General features: G+C 68.9%; 13 protein-coding genes. 2 read left to right on the forward strand and 11 right to left on the reverse strand.

Annotation, left to right across the window (positions count from 1 at the left end; genetic code table 11):
• Positions 1–470: 470 nt before the first annotated feature.
• From JWP28_RS00710 to JWP28_RS00755, 10 genes are all read right to left on the reverse strand, one after another.
• Positions 471–965, reverse strand: a complete 495-nt coding sequence (locus JWP28_RS00710; protein ID WP_299538847.1) for a VOC family protein — start codon at positions 963–965, stop codon at positions 471–473.
• Positions 966–1,084: 119 nt separating this feature from the next.
• The gene (locus JWP28_RS00715) at positions 1,085–1,594 is read right to left on the reverse strand and encodes a flavin reductase family protein (protein WP_299538849.1); all 510 of its coding nucleotides are present in this window, start codon (positions 1,592–1,594) and stop codon (positions 1,085–1,087) included.
• Positions 1,579–2,976: an amidohydrolase family protein gene (locus JWP28_RS00720; protein ID WP_299538851.1), complete on the reverse strand. Its 1,398-nt coding sequence runs from the start codon at positions 2,974–2,976 to the stop codon at positions 1,579–1,581. Before JWP28_RS00720 ends, JWP28_RS00715 begins: the two co-directional genes overlap by 16 nt.
• Positions 2,973–4,226: an MFS transporter gene (locus JWP28_RS00725; protein WP_299538853.1), complete on the reverse strand. Its 1,254-nt coding sequence runs from the start codon at positions 4,224–4,226 to the stop codon at positions 2,973–2,975. The genes JWP28_RS00720 and JWP28_RS00725 overlap by 4 nt, the downstream gene beginning before the upstream one ends.
• 7 nt (positions 4,227–4,233) lie before the next feature.
• Positions 4,234–4,749: a VOC family protein gene (locus tag JWP28_RS00730; RefSeq protein ID WP_299538855.1), complete on the reverse strand. Its 516-nt coding sequence runs from the start codon at positions 4,747–4,749 to the stop codon at positions 4,234–4,236.
• A 4-nt stretch (positions 4,750–4,753) separates the two neighbouring features.
• Positions 4,754–5,089 carry a cupin domain-containing protein gene (locus JWP28_RS00735; RefSeq protein WP_299538857.1) on the reverse strand — a complete coding sequence of 112 codons (336 nt, stop codon included), beginning with the start codon at positions 5,087–5,089 and terminating at the stop codon, positions 4,754–4,756.
• 19 nt (positions 5,090–5,108) lie between these two features.
• On the reverse strand, positions 5,109–6,656 hold the full coding sequence (locus JWP28_RS00740) for a hydantoinase B/oxoprolinase family protein (protein WP_299538860.1): 1,548 nt from the start codon (positions 6,654–6,656) through the stop codon (positions 5,109–5,111).
• The gene (locus JWP28_RS00745; protein ID WP_299538862.1) at positions 6,656–8,722 is read right to left on the reverse strand and encodes a hydantoinase/oxoprolinase family protein; all 2,067 of its coding nucleotides are present in this window, start codon (positions 8,720–8,722) and stop codon (positions 6,656–6,658) included. Before JWP28_RS00745 ends, JWP28_RS00740 begins: the two co-directional genes overlap by 1 nt.
• Before the next feature lie 3 nt (positions 8,723–8,725).
• Positions 8,726–9,523 carry an IclR family transcriptional regulator gene (locus JWP28_RS00750; protein WP_299538864.1) on the reverse strand — a complete coding sequence of 266 codons (798 nt, stop codon included), beginning with the start codon at positions 9,521–9,523 and terminating at the stop codon, positions 8,726–8,728.
• Positions 9,524–9,644: 121 nt separating this feature from the next.
• The gene (locus JWP28_RS00755; protein ID WP_299538866.1) at positions 9,645–10,700 is read right to left on the reverse strand and encodes a helix-turn-helix domain-containing protein; all 1,056 of its coding nucleotides are present in this window, start codon (positions 10,698–10,700) and stop codon (positions 9,645–9,647) included.
• A gap of 485 nt (positions 10,701–11,185) precedes the next feature.
• Between JWP28_RS00755 and JWP28_RS00760 the strand changes: the two genes are divergently transcribed.
• Both JWP28_RS00760 and JWP28_RS00765 read left to right on the forward strand, forming a co-directional pair.
• The gene (locus JWP28_RS00760) at positions 11,186–12,019 is read left to right on the forward strand and encodes an AraC family transcriptional regulator (protein WP_299538868.1); all 834 of its coding nucleotides are present in this window, start codon (positions 11,186–11,188) and stop codon (positions 12,017–12,019) included.
• Between the two features lie 51 nt (positions 12,020–12,070).
• Positions 12,071–12,553: a nuclease gene (locus JWP28_RS00765; protein ID WP_299538870.1), complete on the forward strand. Its 483-nt coding sequence runs from the start codon at positions 12,071–12,073 to the stop codon at positions 12,551–12,553.
• 55 nt (positions 12,554–12,608) lie between these two features.
• Here JWP28_RS00765 and JWP28_RS00770 read toward each other — a convergent pair whose 3' ends face one another.
• Positions 12,609–13,613 (reverse strand): LysR substrate-binding domain-containing protein, encoded by a 1,005-nt coding sequence (locus JWP28_RS00770; protein WP_299538872.1) that lies wholly within the window; start codon positions 13,611–13,613, stop codon positions 12,609–12,611.
• Positions 13,614–13,616 lie beyond the last annotated feature (3 nt).

The following is a 13,616-nucleotide window of genomic DNA, read 5'->3' on the forward strand; positions in this document are numbered from 1 at the left end:
ACCGATTGACTAATCATGGCCCCCGCTCCGTTCCGGATTATCGTGCTTGTTGGATAGGCTACTTCGGTCGCCCCGCGGGCGCCGGATTTATGAGGCGATCTGTACTGAATCGGCCGCCATTGCCGCCATTGCGGTTAATATCTGAGCATCTCCCCCAATGTGAGTTCAAAATAGAGGCGGAATATCTCGGGTCGTCAAGCTCGAAAACTTGCGCGCATCATCGGTGCGTCGCGCGAGTATTTCGCTGACAGAGACAACATCAGTAATAAATGGATTTGAAGCGCACCTGTTCGCCGAAGGACCCTCGCCCCCGGCGGCATCGCCGGTGCGAACGGCGATGGCGTGACACCCGCGTGTGGGCCGAACGATCCGACCCAGCGTCCGAGGCGCCCGGTCGAGGATCGTGTCTGTGTTTAAGGTCAAATTCTCGAATTCGTCTCCATCATGCGTCCCCGTCCCGTCGCGGCCGGTCAGACCGGCTCGGCTTTCTTGCCCCACACCTCGCGGGCCTTCTCGTAGACGCCCTGGTCGTAGGAATATTCGATGGTGTTGCCGTCGGGATCCTTGATGAAGCAGACATACCCGATCTGCTTGGGCATCTGCACCGGCCCGAAGGCCAGCGAGCCTTCGGCCTTGGCGCGAGCTGCGATGTCGTCGACGTCCTGTTTGGTCAGCGCCTCGATCCCGATATGGGCGAAGGGCCCCATCGGCGGGTGCGCGGCCGGGGCGAACGGATCGTGCCCTTCATAGAACTGGCCGAGCACGAGGACGAACGGCGCCTCGGTCTGGGCGGGATCGCCGAGCCAGGCGTTCTTGCCGTCCTTGTCCTCGCCGCGGGCGAGCAGCCGCAGGTGCGTGAACTTTTCGTACCAGGCGATGCTGGCGTCGATGTCCTTCACGGCGAAGGCGATGTGGGTCCAGGTGGTCCGCCTGGGACCAACGGAATGACTGGTCTGGCTCGTCATCGCCTCACGCCTCGTCAGAAGCCTCTGAACTTGCAACGCTATACGCCAGGAACGCATGGCGCTTGTCCGTAGGCGCACGACAATTTGCCGAGCGTGCACGTCCGCTGCGGGGCGCGGCCTCAGCCACAGCTATCGAACCTCAGGAACCGGCCCGCATGATAGAGCAGAGGCTGCGCGGCCGAGGTGCGCTCGATGCGAACCCCGCGCCCCACGACGATGAAGTGGTCTCCCGCGAGAGATGTGGTTTCGACGACGCAGTCGATGAAGATCGGCGCCGCATGGAGCTGTGGCGCGCCACCCTCCAGGGACCCGAAGGGTTGTCCTTCGAATCGCTCGAGTTCCGGCGCCACGGCGAACCGGCGCGCCAGGTCGCCGCTGTCGTCGGCCAGGATGTTGACCCCGAAGACGCCGCATTCCGCGACCGGGCTGCAGCACGGATTCGAACGATCCAGGCAGATCAGCAGCAGCGGCGGCTCGAGCGAGACCGAACAGAACGCGCTGACCGTGGAGCCGAGCGGCGCGCCCCGGCGCCAGGTGGTCACCACGGTGACGCCGGTCGGGAAGTAGCCCATGGCGGCGCGCCATTCGGTGGGCGTCGGCGCAGGGGCGGTGGTCAGCTGACTGGCCATGGCGTCCGGTTCGGAAGACGGGTGCGGGCGATCACCGCCCGGCCCGCCTGACGGGCGTCGGCGAGCAGCTTGGGTTCGTCGATCAGGGTGGCGTGGCCGGCTTCGAGCACCCGCACGCCGTCGATCCAGGCGCTGTGCACACCGGAGGAGGGGGCGCTCAGCGCCAGCTGCCCCACGGCGTCGAAGACCGTGCCCCATTCCGGAAGGTCCGTGTCGTGGAGCACGAAGTCCGCCTTCTTGCCCACCTCCAACGAGCCGATGAACGAGGACCAGCCCAGCGCCCGGGCCGCGTTCAGCGTCGCCATCTCCAGGATCGTCGTCGCCGGGATCAGATCCTGGTTGCGGCGCGCGTCGCGAAACAGGCTGGCCATCAGGCGGCCGGACGCCAGGATGTCCGCCGCCAGCCCGTCGGTCCCGAGCATCAGGTTGACCCCGCGATCCAGCATCTCGGGGAAGCGGCCGATGTGCGCGACCCCGAACCCGCCCTGCAGGGCCGCATGAGGGCAGTGGATGGCGCCAGCCCCGGACTCCACGAGCAGGTCGAGCTCGCTCTCGTCGATGTCGGCCAGGTGAGTGAGCATCACGCTCTCACCCAGCACCTCGATGTCGGCCAGGTGTTCGAGCGGCCGGCGGTTGTACTTCGCGAGGAACCACTCGGGATCGCCCGAACGAGGGCTCATGTGCGCCGAGACGCGCAAGCCATGCTGGTCGGCCAGGGCCTTGGCCGCCCGCCAGACGTCGTCGGAGTTAGTCGAGTGGCCGACGAGCAGGGGCCATGCCGCCAGCCGACTGTCCTCACCGCGGTCAGGGTATCGTTCGACCTCGTCCTCGAGCAGGCCGATCGCCGCGGCCGAAAGCGCCGCCTGGTCGTCGTCGGGGCTGTAGGCGCGGCCTTCCACCCACTGTCCCACGCGACCGCGGATCCCGGTTTCGGCCAGGCCGTCCATCACCGCGTCGAGCTGGATGACCGTGCCGGCTTCGACGAAGGTCGTCGTGCCATAGCGGATCATGCTCAGCGCCGCGACCTGGGCCGCGATGCGCTCCTCCTCGGCGGTCTGGGCCCGGAAGATGGGAATCACCCAACGCTGCAGCTTGTCGGACCAGCTGTCTTCCGGCGCCCCCCGGGCGAATCCCCGGGTGATGGGATCGCCGGTGATGTGGATGTGGCCGTCGACGAAGCCCGGGGTGATGACGAAGCGACGGCCGTCGATGGTCTCGCGGGCCGACACCTGTCGCGCCAGGGCTTCGCGCTTGCCGACCGCCACGATGCGGTCGCCGGCGATCGCCAGGGCGGCGTCCTCGATCACCCGGCGCTCGGCGTCCATAGTGATCAGCGTCGCGCCGGAAATCAGCAGGTCGGCTTGAACGGGTGGCCCACTCATGACGCGCCCTCGCCGAGGGCCTCGAGCTCCGGCGCGATCCGCGGGACCGGCGGGCGCATGAACACGGTGGCGGCCAGCATCAGACACGTCACGACGACGCAGAGCCAGAACATGCCGGTGAAGCTGCCCAGAGTGTCGCGACCCCAGCCGCCGAAGGCGGGCCCGATCGCCGCGGTGGTGCTGATCAGGCACATGATCGAGAACAGCTCGAGGTTCGGCCGCTTTCCGAAGTACTGGTAGAGCAGCATGGTCGAAGCCAGCAGCGACAGGCCGAGGCCCAGGCCGACGCCGACCGCATAGACCATCATCAGGCCCCAGCCGCTGGCCTGCGCCAGGCCCGCGGTGCCGACGCTCAGGGCCAGCAGCGAGGCGATCATCAGGGTCTTGGCCGAAACCCTCTCGCCGACCACGCCGCCCAAGACCGACACGCCTGCGCCGATCAAAGCCTCCAGACTGAGCATGGCGGCCGCGGCCTTCGCGTCCACGCCGCGCTGGGTGAGGTGCGCGACGGCGAAGCCGTGCGCCGTGGTGTTGATCAGCAGGAAGGTCGTGTAGCCGCCGACGATCACATAGAACTGCGAGGTCGCCAGCGCCCGACGCACCGTCCAGTCCTTCAGGCCCTCGAGCACTTCGGCCGGGCCTTCGATCTCCGGAGCGGCGGCGGCGTGACGGCTCTCATCGCGTTTGCCGGGGGTGGTCAGAATGGCGAACAGCCCCGCCGCCAGCGCCATGACCACGAAGGTCAGCCAGTAGGGCCGCCAGCCGTGGGTCAGCTCGTGCACGCCCACGTACATCAGGGGCCCGGCCACCTGGCCGAGCGCGCCGATGGTGAAATAGGCGCCGAGCGCGGTCGACCGATTCTTGAAGAGGTCGGTGAGCACGTGGGTGCCCGGCACCGTGCTCACCAGCGCGAACGACAGGCCGATCAGCACGGTGGCCGCCAGGTACAGCCAGACGGAGTGGGTGATCGCCATGGCGCCAAAGCCGGCGGCCATGCAGAGCGTGCCCATCACCATGGAGCCCCGCACGCCGATCCGCCGGATCAACACCGCCGGCGCCAGGCTGCCGAGCCCGCAGGCGACGCCCAGCAAGGTGTAGCCGAGCCCCGCCTGCGTCCAGCTCCAGTGCATCTCGCTGACCATGGCCGGCAGCACCACGCCCAGAGACGAGAACGCACCCGCCGCGACGACGAAAAATATCAGGCTCAGGGCCGAGAACGTGAACCAGCGACGCGCGGGAAGGCGGGGCAAGACGCGGTTACTCCCGGGTGTAGTTGGCAGGAACCTGCGGATCCGGCCCGGCCTTCCCCCACAGGACGATCTCATTGCCCCAGGGGTCTTGGAAGGCGTGGTTGTAGCCGTTGAATTCCTTCCAGTAGTGGTCGCGCCACAGTTCGGTTGCGCCGCGCTCGACCGCGCGCGCCAGGATGTTCTCGTACGACTGGCCGTCGCCCACCAGGATCCAGATGCGGGCCTTGCGCCCCTCGCCGGCGAGCGTGCGCGGGCCCACGCCCTTGGGGTCGGGATGCGGACGCGCGTTGGCCGCATCGAAGATGCCGAGGTGCAGGTTGCCGATCTGGCTCTCCGAGCCGTCCGGGTTCAGGAAGTTGCCGCCGGGCACCATGCGGTGGAAGACGCCGCGCGGTCGGTCGTCGTCGCGCCAGCCGAACACCTCGGCGTAGAACTTGCCGGCCGCCGCCGGGTCGTCGGACGCCAGGTCGACGAAGATCAGGGTGTTGGGCGTCGTCGTCATCGGGTGTCCTTTGTCGGTCATGGGTTCAGGCGGCGTATTCGGCGCGCCTGGGCGTGAAGACGTCGAGATTCAACACGGCTTCATCGCCGACCACCACGCCCCAGTGGCGTGCGTTCGGCGGCACCACCAGCAAACCGCCCGGTCCGAGCCGCGTGACGGTTTCGCCGATGTGGAAGTCGATTTGGCCCGACAGGATGTAGACGATCTGCTCGTGCGGATGATCGTGTGGGCGCGGTTCGTGGCCGGGCTGCAGCCGGTTGAGCGATACGGTCGCCCCCTCGCCGGAGAACGCCTTGCGCTCCACGCCGTCGCGGACATGCTCCCATGGCGTGGCGTTCCAATCGATCGCGTGAATGTCCATGGCTGCGGTGTCCTTGATCTCAGGCAGGACCGTATCCCCCGCCGCCAGGTGTCTCCAGCACCACCTGGTCGCCGGGCTGCATCATCATCTTCTTGCCTTCCGAGACGGACTTGCCGTTGATCAGGAAGCGGCCGGGCGCGCCGTCCTCGCCGCCGTCGAGGCCCTCCGGCCCGCTGTCGAGGCGGCTGGGAACCGCATTCAGCAGCCACGGCTGCTCGGTCCGCATGTGGAAGCCGATCACCTGACCGTCGCCGCCGGGCGTCCGGCCCTTGCCGCCGGAGCCGCGGCGCAGCTCGCGCCGGTCGAAGACGATCGGCATGGTGGCCTCGAGGATCTCCACAGGCACCGCCGCCACGCCGGTAGGATAGCAGGTGGCGCTGGGGCCGGACTTGGTGAGCCGTGCGCCCATGCCTCCGGAATAGTTGAACATCGAGGATGTGAAGGCCTCGCCCGTCGCCGACTTGCCCTGGATCTGGACCGTCCAGACCGCGCCGGATCCCTCCGCCAGCACCCGGTCGGGCATCACCTGGTAGAGGGCCTTCAAGATGGGCATGGGTACGAACATGCCGACCACGTGCCGCGCGTTGAGCGGCGACGGGTACTCGGCGTTGACGATGGAGCCCTTCGGGGCGGTGACCTTGATCGGGGCGAGCGAGCCATAGTTGTTCGGCTGCTCGGGGTTGAGGCAGCTGCGGACCGCGAAGGTCGAATAGGCGTGCGTGTAGTTCATCACCACGTTGATGCCCATCGGGCTCGCGCCGGAGCTGCCGGTGAAGTCGATCGTGACCTCGCCGGCCTCGTTGTCGATGGTGACCGCCGCCTTTAGGGTGATGACGTCGCCGCCCGGCACATCAAAGCGGCTTTCGCCATGCCAGGTGCCTGCTGGAAGGGCGCGGATCGCATCCCGCGTGGCCTTCTCCGAGCGGGTGATGATCTCGTCGGACAGCGCTTCGATGTCGTCGAGGCCGTGGCGCGCGCAAAGCGCGTTGAGCCGCTCGCCGCCGGCGCGCCCGCTGGAGACCTGGGCGGCGAGATCGCCGAACACATGATCGGGCGTTCGCACGTTGCGCCCAATGATCGCGTGCAGCACGGCGTTGGGCTCGCCGGCTTCGTAGAGCTTGAGGGGCGGAATCCAGAGGCCTTCCTCGTGTATGTCGCGGGCGCCGGCGCCGATCCCATAGCCGCTGATGTCGGTATGGTGGATCGTGGAGCCGATGAAACCGATCAGGCGCTCGCCCTTGAAGATCGGACAGAGGACAGTGATGTCGAAGAAATGCCCCGCCGACATCCACGGATCGTTGGTGATCACGATGTCGCCCGGGACGAGCTTCCCCTTGAACAGCTTGGCCAGGCTCTCGCCGGCGGCGGCCAGCGAGTTGATGTGGCCCGGCGTGCCGGTGTTCGCCTGCGCCACCATCCGCCCACGCGCATCGAACAGTCCGCTCGCCAGATCGCCGGCCTCCCGGACCACGGGGCTGAAGGCGATCCGCTGCAGAGCCTTGGCCTGCTCGCTGACGATGCTGATCAGGTTTGACCAGAGGATCTCGAGTTCGATGCCGTCCAACATCAGGGGTTCCGCCTCGCGGTGATGCAGCCGATCGCGTCGACGACGCCGATCCAGCCGGGTGGAAGCACGACGGTGGTTTCGCGCTCCTCGATGAGCGCGGGCCCGGCGATGGTCTGGCCTTCGCAGAGCGCCGTCCGGTCGTAGAGCTTGGCGTTGGCCGTTCCGGCCCAGAGCGGGATCGCCCGCTCGCCCTTCGGAGCGGCCGGCGTCTTGGCGTTCGCCGGCGCTGCATCCACCACATTGTTGGGGCCCCGGGCCGTCAGCCGCCAGCTGACCACCTCGACCGGCACGTGGGAGGGATTGACCCCGTACTGCGCGAAGTAGGCGGCCTCGAACGTCGCGCGGATCGCCTCGACGTCGCGCGTTTGGCGTGGATCGTGATCGAAGACGATGCCGACCTCGTTCTGTTGGCCGGCGTAGCGAAGGTCGGCGCCGAAGCTCCAGCGGATGTCGTCGGGCGCGGTCCCGGCTTCCACGAGCCCATCGCGGGCCTCGCTCTCCATCTCGCCGATCAGCCGCTCCAGCTCGCTCCAGTCGAGGGCTTCGATCCGCCCGAGCGCGCTGCGCACCAGGTCCAGACGGACCGGGGTCACGAGCGAGCCGAAGGCGGAGAGCACGCTGGCCTGGGGAGGAAAGATCACGGCGGTGCTCTGCAGGAGCTCGCCGACCGCGCAGGCGTGGACGGGCCCGGCGCCGCCGAACGCCAGCAGCGGCAGGCCGCGATGGTCGACGCCGCGGTCCGTGGCGTGGGCGCGGGCGGCGCCGGCCATGGTTTCGGCCACGATGCGGAACACGCCGGCGGCGGTGTGCTCGCGGCTGGTCCCGAGCTCAGCGGCGACCCGATCCATGGCGGCTTCCGCAGCCTTGCGGTCGAGGGGCATGTCACCGCCCAGGAAGTTGTCGGCGTCCAGCAGCCCCAGCACCAGGTCGGCATCGGTGACGGTCGGATCCGTCCCGCCGCGCCCGTAGCACGCCGGCCCTGGCTCGGATCCGGCGCTGCGGGGGCCCACCTTCAGGAGGCCCAGGCTGTCCACCGAGGCGATGCTGCCGCCGCCGGCTCCGATCTCGATCATGTCGATCGACGGGATCGTCAGCGGCATGCCGCTGCCTTCGGCGAACCGGTACATCCGGTCCACCTCGAAGCTTCCGGTCACCAGAGGCTTCCGGTCCTCGATGAGGCAGGCCTTGGCGGTGGTTCCGCCCATGTCGAAGGAGAGCAGCCGATTCAGCCCGAGGCGCTCGGCGTAGTAGGCGGCGGCCAGGGCCCCTGCGGCCGGACCGCTCTCGATCATCCGCACAGGATTGCGGCCGGCGACCTCCGCCCCGATCACGCCGCCGCTGCTCAGCATGATGAGCGGCCGGTTGCCGACCCCGGCGTTCTCCAGCCCGGCCTTCAGCCCACGGAGGTACGGCTCGGTGATCGGGGTGGTGTAGGCGTTGATCGCGGTGGTGGAGGCCCTTGGATATTCACGGATTTGCGGCGCCACGCTCGACGAGAGCGATAGATAGATTTCCGGGACCTCCGCGCGCAGCACCTCGGCGATCGCCTGCTCGTTGGCGCCGTTCCGGAAGGCGTTGATGAGGCAGATGGCGACGGACACCACGCCCTCCGCCTTCAGCCGTCGCGCGAGGGCCTCGATCTCCTCGGCCTGAACCGGTCGGAGCACCTGGCCGTCGGCCAGCACGCGTTCATCGACCTCGAAGGTCAGCGCCCTGGGGATCAGCGCGTCCGCGAACTCGATCTGCGGATCGTACATGTCGTAGCGATGTTCGTTGCGGATCGAGAGCACGTCGCCGAAGCCCTTGGTGCTGATCAGCGCGGTGGGGGAGCCCTTGCGCTCGATCAGCGCATTGGTGACGACGGTGGTGGCGTGGACAACGACGCCGTCAATCTCGTGGGGCGCCACGCCGGCCTTGCCCAGCACCAGATCCACGCCGCGGAAGAAGCCTTCGAGCAGGTCCTTGTGCGTCGTCAGGGTCTTGTCGACGACGAGTGACCCGTCGGAGCCGCGCAGCACCGCGTCGGTGAAGGTGCCGCCAATGTCGATCGCGAGGGAATAGGACATGATCTAAGCCGCCTGCCATCCGATGTTGCGAGACGCCGCCGCGGCCGCGGCCATCACCGCCTCCACTTGGCTCGCCGACGGTTCGGCGGGGATCAGTTGGGTCGCGCCCACGATCGCGATGGCGCCGCGGCAGACGCCCCGGTGGTCGAGGACAGGCGCGGCCAGGGCGTTGACGCCGAGCTGCACGGCGTCGACGGCGGTCGCCCAACCCTGGCGCCGCACGCGGGCGGCCGCATCACGCAAGGCGGCCGGGTCCACGAGCGTGTGCTCCGTCCAGGGTTTCAAGGGGCGTTGAACGACCTCTTCGATGAGCTGCGGCGGTCCGAAGGCGAGGGCGACGAGCCCGTGCGCCGAGGCGTGCAGATCGAGCTTCGAGCCAGGTCGCACGCCGAATTCGATCACGCTCGCGCCCTGCAGCATTTCGAGCACCACCACCTCGTCGCCGACCAGCACGGAGGCCGTCACGGCGAAGCCCGTGGCCCGGCGCAAGGGGGCCATGAGCGGCCGGATCGCGGCGACGACGTCGAACCGCTCGCGCGCCCGTTCACCGAGCGTGAGCAGCCCCACGCCCAGCTCATAGCCTTCGGTGCGGGCGTCCTGACGGGCGTAACCCCGCTGCACGAAGGCGCGCAGGTGCCGGTGGGCGCGCGGCTTGGAGATGTCCAGCGCGCGGGCGATCTCGGTGACTCCCAGTGGTTGGTGCGCCCCGGCCAGGAACTCGAGCAGCCGGAAGATCAGCTCCACGGACTCCAGGTCAGAGCCGGTCGAGGTCGGTGGTGGGGCGAGCAGGCCGAGGGTCACGCGTTCCGTTCACCGAAATGGGGTTTTGCTGAACGGAATTGACGCCCGTTTACCGAGGGCTGTCTATGCGGCCGCCGCCCGAGTATTTGCTCAGCCGCGCCCGCGCGTCGGATCGTTTCGCTCACGCCGCCTGATCGTCGTCCGCGGCGAGGTCCTCCCCCAGGTGCGATTTGCGGTATTCGCGCGGGGACACCCCATAGCGCTCCTTGAACGCGCGGCTGAAATGGGCGGAGCCGTTGAAGCCCCATCGGAAGCAGATTTCCGAGATGGAAAGGGTCGCGCAAATCGGGCTTGAGAGGTCCAGCCGGCAGCGCTCCAGGCGCCGGCCGCGCACGTAGGTCGAGAAGCTTTGGCCCGCCGAGGCGAACAGCTTCTGAAGCGAGCGGGTCGAGATGCTGTCCTCCGCCGCAACGCGCTCCAGGTCCAGTTCGGGATCGGAGAGCAGCGTCTCGATGGTCTGGCAGACCCGGTGCAGGTGAGCGGCCCGGGCCGCGCCGGCGCCCCCGACGGCGGCGGGAGAATGCTCCGCGGCGAGATTGGCCACCAGGAACTCGGTGACCGCCAGCTCCATGGGCCGCAACTGTTCGGAGGTGAGGTCCTGCAGCGTCTCCCCGGTGGCGCGGAGCAGGCCGGAGAATACGTGTCCCAGCCCTCGGTCGCCGGCGAACCGCCCCACCTTCAGCGACAGCGGGGCCAGGAGCCGGTGGTCGAGGGCGACGCGCGGGGCGCTGATGTATAGCAGCCGGAAGGCGGTCGTCAGCTTGAGGGCGGCGTTGATCCCCGTGGGCCCATAGATGATGTCCCCGGTCTTCAACGCCGTCGTGGTCTCGCCGTCCCAGAAGCTGGCCTCGCCTTCGAGCAGGACGACGATCCACACCGCCGCGGGCTGCGCGGGATTGCGGCCGGAGATCTCCTGCGGCGTCGCCGACATCAGCGCGAAGTCCATGCCGAGAGGCGAGCCGAGGCAGGAGACGCTGCCGCGGAACGGCTCGGCCTCGGCCAACCGGCCGAGCGGCAACCGCAGGCGACCCATCACCTCCTCCCAGGCCGCGCGGCGCTGCTCGGCGGCCAAGCTGTCGGTGGTGAAGCCCCAGGCGCGAATGGGACGGGGCGACGGTTTGTCGGCCTGGGCGAGGAAGCCGGGGCGATCCAGGGCGAACTCCTTCGGATGAACCAAGGGGACGGGATCCCCGATGCTAGCTTGCCGGCCTCGGGCCGTCACGCCAGCGACAAGGCTACGCGGGGCGCCAACTTGCCGCCCCGCGGTCCTTTCCGGAGAGCTTGCCTCAGAAGCAGCTCGTCCAAAGGCCAGGATGGCGACGCGCTCCGTCGCCAGTGTCGCTTCGCCGCCTTCGTGAAGCTGCGATGTTCCTCCACCGCCACGAAAGCGGGAGTTCGTTCAGTTGGATCCGGGCCATCCTTAGTCGTCACCAAATAAGTCATTCCGAATGTTCGTGGTTATCGGAACACTTGCCAACCTCCAAGATGGCCACCAGTCGGCCAATCCGCTTGCCCGACCGCGGGAACGGTGACGCCTCAAAAAGTGCGCAACGATCTGCGTCAACTCGTCAGGAAGGCCCCATGAACCAGGCGATAGTGGCAAAGCCCCACGCCGAGCGATGGGCGATGAAGTCTGCGGCCCGGCGCGCGACGGAACCCAAGATGTCACCCCTACGGACGGCGGCGGCGGTGCTTGCATTCGACGCCGACTGGGTGCTGTTCGAACTTGGCCTCGCCGGACGCCATTGGAGCTATGACGGCCAGCGGCCGCAGCTACGGTTCACCTTCGACGCCGGCCATGCGATCGTCGCCATCCAGGACGCGCCGGCGCGGGACATATCCTGCGCGCCCGGATCCTTCGCGCTGCTGTCGCCCGGCGTGCGCGTGCGCGTCAGCCGCACCACGCCTCTCGAAATCCTGGCTCTGACGTTCGGCCCTGAGGCCCTGGCCGGCCGCGCCGACATCGCGGCGATCGCCGGCGAAGCTCCGATCCAGATCACCGATCGGGGCGTAGGCGCCCTGGCCGCAGAGGTCCGCCGGGCGTTGATCGAGGAGCCCCACCCCGATCGCGGATACATGGCCGCGCTTGGCAAGGCGATGTTGGTTCGCGCCCTGGCGGTGATCTATGGAGGTGCGCCATCACCAGTCCGGATGGCGCTCTCGCCCTTCAGGCTGCGCCGGGTGGTCGACCACGTCGAGGCCCGCCTCGACTACCGGATCACGGTGCAGGAGCTCGCCGAGCTGGTCCAGCTGAGCCCGGCTCATTTCACCCGCGCCTTCCGCCAGGCTACGGGTGAGGCGCCACACCACTTCATCCTCACCCGGCGGATCGCCCGTGTCCGCGAGCTGCTGCGCGATCCGGCGCTCTGCCTGACGACGGTGGCCCTCCGGGCAGGCTTCTCGAGCCACGCCCACATGAGCAGCGTCTTTCGGCGGCTGACCGGCGTGGCGCCGGCGGCCTATCGCGCAGGGGTGAGCGCGCGACTGGCCAGCTGACCCTGCGGCCTATTTCGCAAACCCACGCGGAGCGATTGAGCGCCCTTCGCCATGCTTAGCTACAAACCGGCGCTACCGGGGGTCATTGCGGCGATCACGCTTGTGGGTTGCTCGCGCGGGTCGCCGCTGTTCATGGACGTTCCCGCCGCACGCGCCCCCCAGGTCCTGGTGTTGGACCCCGATGCCCTGGTCATCGACGGCCGCCACGTCCGGCTGTCCAACGCGGCCGCCCCGCATCTCGCGCCGCATGCCAACTGCTGGGGCGAAGCGCTCGCGGCGCGTCAGGTCCGTCAAAACGTCCAAGGCCTTGTCGCCGAGGCCCGCGAGGTCACTGTCACCCCGACCGGTGGGACGGACGAAGACAACCGCATCCTCGCCCGCGTCTCCGTCGACGGCGTCGACCTGGGCCAGACCCTGCTGGACGACGGCCTCGCGGTTGCGCCTGGCGAGCCCCGGTTCGACTGGTGCGGGCCCCTGGGCGCGAACATCGCCCGCGTCCCCCGCGTCTCGGCGTTGACGCGCTCCGGCGGCTGACCGGTCCGTCAGATGGCGGGGCGCGGCGCGAGGCCCAAAGTCCGGGTGCGCCTGGTCATAACGTCATCAGGAGACTGCGCAGCCAGGCGACCGGCGGTTCGGCGAGGCGATCCTTGCAGTAGAGCAACGACAAGTCCGCCATGAGGCCTGGCTGGGTTTCAAGCACCCGGAGACCGTCGCGCCGGCCCCAGGCCAGCGCCAGGCGGGCGGGCGCCAGGCCAACCATGTCCGAACTCATGACGATGGCCCGCGCCGAATAGATGTCGGGGGTCATGACGCGGACCCGCCGCCGGAGCCCCAGCCTGGCCAGGTCCGCGTCCACCACGCCGGTGTCCTCCCAGCCCGGTCGCAGCGTGACGGCGGACGGTCCGGCTGCCGCGCGCTGTGTGGCCACGGCCACGTGCGGCGCCGCCATGATGGCTTCGAGCGTCGCCTGTCCCTGGGCGAGCGGATGGCCCGCGCGCACTATCCAGACCAGCCCTTCGCGCCGCAACCGCTCGCGGGCGAACCGCTCCGGCGCGGCGGTGACGGCGCCCAGCACGAAGTCCACCTGTCCGGCGTCCAGCTGTTGGGTCAGATCCAGGGACGCCTCGGAGATCTGCAACTGGGCGTTCGGCGCGCGCGCCTGTAGGCGCGCCGCCAGCGCCGGGATCAGCAGGGCGCAGGCGCTGGCGTCGGCGACCACGCGGAAGCTTCGATCGCTGGTCGCCGGGTCGAAGTCGATCGGCGTCAGCGCACCCTGCAACCTGGCGAGCGCGGCGTGTAGCGCCGGCGCGATCTCCAGCGCTCTACGGGTCGGTTGCAGGCCCTGGGCGTTGCGCTGGAAGAGCTCGTCGCCCAGCGTGTGACGAAGGCGGCCCAGCGTATGGCTGACCGCTGACTGCGTCAGGTCCAGCCGAGCGGCGGTCCGGGTGACGCTGCGTTCCTCCAGGAGGATGTCCAGGACGCGCAGCAGATTCAGGTCGAGGCGACCGACGTCGGGCTCCGCGCGCTGGCGGACCGGCGCCGTTGGGCGTTCCAGGACCGGCAGCGGACGATCGGATGGGCGGGGCGCCGGCATGAC

Origin of the sequence: Phenylobacterium sp. (genome assembly GCF_028290885.1) — a bacterium.
In the GTDB taxonomy this organism is placed as follows: Bacteria; Pseudomonadota; Alphaproteobacteria; order Caulobacterales; family Caulobacteraceae; genus Phenylobacterium.

What these genes read in the sequence shown, in the direction of transcription:
- JWP28_RS00710 (WP_299538847.1), bottom strand. Translation starts at nt 965, where the DNA reads ATGACGAGCCAGACCAGTCATTCCGTTGGTCCCAGGCGGACCACCTGG.
- JWP28_RS00715 (WP_299538849.1), bottom strand. Translation starts at nt 1,594, where the DNA reads ATGGCCAGTCAGCTGACCACCGCCCCTGCGCCGACGCCCACCGAATGG.
- JWP28_RS00720 (WP_299538851.1), bottom strand. Translation starts at nt 2,976, where the DNA reads ATGAGTGGGCCACCCGTTCAAGCCGACCTGCTGATTTCCGGCGCGACG.
- JWP28_RS00730 (WP_299538855.1), bottom strand. Translation starts at nt 4,749, where the DNA reads ATGACCGACAAAGGACACCCGATGACGACGACGCCCAACACCCTGATC.
- JWP28_RS00735 (WP_299538857.1), bottom strand. Translation starts at nt 5,089, where the DNA reads ATGGACATTCACGCGATCGATTGGAACGCCACGCCATGGGAGCATGTC.
- JWP28_RS00740 (WP_299538860.1), bottom strand. Translation starts at nt 6,656, where the DNA reads ATGTTGGACGGCATCGAACTCGAGATCCTCTGGTCAAACCTGATCAGC.
- JWP28_RS00745 (WP_299538862.1), bottom strand. Translation starts at nt 8,722, where the DNA reads ATGTCCTATTCCCTCGCGATCGACATTGGCGGCACCTTCACCGACGCG.
- JWP28_RS00760 (WP_299538868.1), top strand. Translation starts at nt 11,186, where the DNA reads ATGTCACCCCTACGGACGGCGGCGGCGGTGCTTGCATTCGACGCCGAC.
- JWP28_RS00765 (WP_299538870.1), top strand. Translation starts at nt 12,071, where the DNA reads ATGCTTAGCTACAAACCGGCGCTACCGGGGGTCATTGCGGCGATCACG.
- JWP28_RS00770 (WP_299538872.1), bottom strand. Translation starts at nt 13,613, where the DNA reads ATGCCGGCGCCCCGCCCATCCGATCGTCCGCTGCCGGTCCTGGAACGC.